Source organism: Rhodococcus sp. T7, assembly GCF_009872365.1.
Taxonomy (GTDB): domain Bacteria; phylum Actinomycetota; class Actinomycetes; order Mycobacteriales; family Mycobacteriaceae; genus Rhodococcus_F.
In genome coordinates this window covers 57,004-57,577 of sequence record NZ_WXYH01000391.1, presented here as the reverse complement: position 1 = coordinate 57,577, position 574 = coordinate 57,004, and the positions used below count along the sequence as shown (strand labels likewise).

At 69.3% G+C, this 574-nt stretch carries 1 protein-coding gene; it reads right to left on the bottom strand.

The annotated features are described in order from the left end of the window. A partial coding sequence (locus tag MLGJGCBP_RS50085; RefSeq protein ID WP_201453185.1) for a hypothetical protein occupies nucleotides 1-574 on the bottom strand: 574 nt, incomplete at both ends.

The window sequence follows — 574 nt, the reverse complement described above, 5'->3', positions numbered from 1 at the left end:
TGTCCGCGTAGGCGACAAGCTCGCCCTGGTTCTCGACGATGCGGGCAAGATCAGACGGGTCGCGGGGATCGAGGGCAAGACCAGTCAGCCCCGGAGATGCGGGCGGCTCGGGCGGTGCCGGCTCGGGTGTCTCGACATGGGCAGCAAAGTCCGGTCCGCACAGCGTCGGCGGATCGACGACGACCTCGCGCGGCGCAATCGGTTCCGGCTCGTATAAGTCGGGCGCGACCACCAGACCCACGTCGTCGTGCTCGGCGAGGCACTGCACGCCGTCGCCGGGTTCCTCGTCCCCGAGCACCCAGCGGGGATCCCAGAAGTCCTCGGGCACGATCGTGTCCCACAGGTCCTCGCCGCCAGTCATCTGCACCCCACCGTCGGCTCCCACCAAGCGGGAAGGTGGCAGGGACGCGTCGGTGAAGTTGACTGTTCCCGCCGCCCACGACGCGTTCGGCCACACGAGCGAAGACTCGAGGACGACCACACGGGCCAGCCACCGCGGGTGGTCCGCACGCAGCCCGATCCCGTCGATCAGCTCGCGGCGAGCGAATACGCGATCGCCATCGACGACCTCCAG